The organism is Pseudomonas sp. R62, from assembly GCF_000257605.1.
Lineage (GTDB): Bacteria > Pseudomonadota > Gammaproteobacteria > Pseudomonadales > Pseudomonadaceae > Aquipseudomonas > Aquipseudomonas atacamensis.
Map to the genome: position 1 here is coordinate 463,152 of NZ_JH635998.1, position 2,929 is coordinate 466,080.

Sequence of the window (2,929 nt, forward strand, 5' to 3'; positions counted from 1 at the left end):
TTCCCACGCAGAGCATGGGAACGATCAGGTGTGGAAGTCTGGCATTAGTTTAGAAAAATCTGAACTAAGTTTTTGCCCGTAGCGATTCTTTCCCGTCACTACATTTCGCATGATCGGCCCCACAGCGGCGTCCGAACCTGTGCTCAACGGCGCGCCGGCATAAATAAAACAAAGACGATGAGGCCCTACCCGTGGACAAGATTCTTCACCAACCACTGGGCGGCAATGAAATGCCGCGCTTCGGCGGCATCGCCACCATGCTCCGACTTCCCCATGTACCAACCGCTGCCGGCCTCGACGCTGCCTTCGTGGGCGTGCCGCTGGACATCGGCACTTCGCTGCGCCCCGGCACGCGCTTCGGGCCGCGCGACATCCGCACCGAATCGGTGATGATCCGCCCGTACAACATGGCCACCGGCGCCGCGCCGTTCGACTCGCTGTCGGTTGCCGACATCGGTGACGTGGCGATCAACACCTTCAACCTGCTCGACGCCGTGCGCATCATCGAAGAAGCCTACGACAACATCCTCGAGCACAACGTCATCCCGATGACGCTGGGTGGCGACCACACCATCACCCTGCCGATCCTGCGCGCGATTCATAAAAAGCACGGCAAGGTAGGCCTGGTGCACATCGATGCCCACGCTGACGTCAACGATCACATGTTCGGCGAGAAGATCGCTCACGGCACCACGTTCCGTCGTGCCGTCGAAGAAGGTCTGCTCGATTGCGACCGCGTGGTGCAGATCGGTTTGCGTGCCCAGGGTTACACCGCCGACGACTTCAACTGGAGCCGCGATCAGGGCTTCCGCGTGGTGCAGGCCGAAGAGTGCTGGCACAAGTCGCTGGCGCCGCTGATGGCGGAAGTGCGCGAGAAGGTCGGTGGCGGTCCGGTGTATCTGAGTTTCGATATCGATGGCATCGACCCGGCCTGGGCGCCCGGCACCGGCACCCCGGAAATCGGCGGCCTGACCACCATTCAGGCGATCGAAATCGTCCGTGGCTGTCAGGGCCTCGACCTGATCGGTTGCGATCTGGTAGAAGTCTCGCCCGCTTACGACACCACCGGCAACACCTCGCTGCTGGCCGCCAACCTGCTGTACGAAATGCTCTGCGTACTGCCCGGCGTGGTTCATCGCTGAGGGTCGGGTCATGCACGCACGTGATCAGGTTCTGCACGCGGCCGCCGAGTTGGTCGCCGCGTTTGCCCGTAACGATCGCAAAGCTTACTTCGGGGCGTTCAGCGCCGATGCCAGCTTCGTTTTCTACACCCTCGACCAGCCATTGCTGTCGCGCGATGCCTATCAGGCGTTGTGGGACCGCTGGCGTGCCGAGGATGGATTCGAGGTGCTGTCGTGCACCTCGAGCAACGCCTTTGTCAGCCTGCAGGGTGACGTGGCGATTTTCATCCATGACGTGGCCACCGAGCTGCGCATGCAAGGGGAGCAACACTTCAGCCAGGAGCGCGAGACGATTGTTTTCAGAAGACAAGCGTCGAGCCTAGAACAACAAGGCCTATGGCTGGCCTGTCACGAACATTTGTCCGCAATGCCGGAAGGGCTGCCACCCCCTTAGCCAATGGTGACGCTCACGCACGATGAGCGCGCCTGATGATCGGAGCAGATCATGAATAACAACAACAACGAAAAAAGCCTTAGCAGCATCGAAACAAACGGGGTCGAACAGATCCCGGATCATGAGCGCGACGCCCGACCCAGCGACCTGTTTCGCTTGATCTTCGGCGGCGCCAATACGTTTGCCACCGCTGTGCTCGGCAGTTTCCCGGTGCTGTTCGGCCTGTCGTTTCAGGCCGGTGTCTGGGCGATTGTGCTGGGTGTGGTGGTCGGTGCGCTGATCCTCGCGCCGATGGGCCTGTTCGGCCCGCTCAACGGCACCAACAACGCCGTGTCTTCCGGTGCGCACTTCGGCGTGCACGGGCGGATTGTCGGGTCGTTCCTGTCGTTGCTGACGGCAATCGCGTTCTTCTCGCTGTCAGTGTGGAGCTCGGGTGATGCGCTGGTCGGCGGTGCCAAACGCCTCGTCGATTTGCCGGAAACCGACCTGACCCTGGGCCTGGCCTACGGTCTGTTCGCGCTGCTGGTGCTGACCGTGTGCATCTACGGTTTCCGCATCATGCTGTGGGTCAACCGCATCGCGGTATGGGCCGCGAGCCTGTTGTTCCTGCTCGGCATCTTCGCCTTCGCCCCCGCTTTCGACAGCCAGTACGCCGGCAGCGTGGCGCTGGGTCAGGCCGGGTTCTGGGCGGCATTCATCGGCGCTGCACTGGTGGCGATGAGCAACCCGATTTCCTTCGGTGCGTTCCTCGGCGACTGGTCGCGCTACATCCCGCGTGAGACGCCGAAGGGCCGGATCATGCTGGCGGTGATCGCCGCGCAACTGGCAACGTTGATCCCATTCCTGTTCGGCCTCGCCACCGCCACTATCGTCGCGATCAAGGCGCCGGACTACATCGCCGCGAACAACTATGTCGGCGGCTTGCTGGCTGTGTCGCCGAGCTGGTTCTTCCTGCCGGTGTGCCTGATTGCGGTGATCGGCGGCATGTCCACCGGCACCACGTCGCTGTATGGCACCGGGCTGGACATGTCCAGCGTGTTCCCGCGTGTGCTGTCCCGGGTCAAGGCGACCTTGCTGATCGGCGTGCTGTCGATCGCCTTCATCTTCATCGGCCGTTTCGCGGCGAACCTGGTGCAGAGCGTGTCGACCTTCGCCGTGCTGATCATCACCTGCACCACCCCATGGATGGTGATCATGATCATCGGCCTGCTGGTGCGGCGCGGCTTCTACTGCCCGGATGACCTGCAAGTGTTCACTCGCGGCGAACAGGGCGGACGCTACTGGTTCAACCGCGGCTGGAACTGGCGCGGTCTGGGGGCGTGGATTCCGAGTGCGCTGGTCGGCCTGTGCTTCG

3 protein-coding genes are annotated in these 2,929 nt (G+C 62.4%); all 3 read left to right on the forward strand.

Annotated elements, in window-relative coordinates; translation table 11 throughout:
- Positions 1-191: 191 nt before the first annotated feature.
- Complete coding sequence (gene speB / locus OQK_RS03565) at positions 192-1,142, forward strand: agmatinase (RefSeq protein ID WP_003222717.1); 951 nt, start codon at positions 192-194, stop codon at positions 1,140-1,142.
- Positions 1,143-1,152: 10 nt separating this feature from the next.
- Positions 1,153-1,575, forward strand: coding sequence for a YybH family protein (locus OQK_RS03570; RefSeq protein ID WP_016771149.1), 423 nt, complete (start codon positions 1,153-1,155; stop codon positions 1,573-1,575).
- A gap of 51 nt (positions 1,576-1,626) precedes the next feature.
- The coding region (locus OQK_RS03575; protein ID WP_016771150.1) for a purine-cytosine permease family protein at positions 1,627-2,929 on the forward strand (1,303 nt) is incomplete at its 3' end.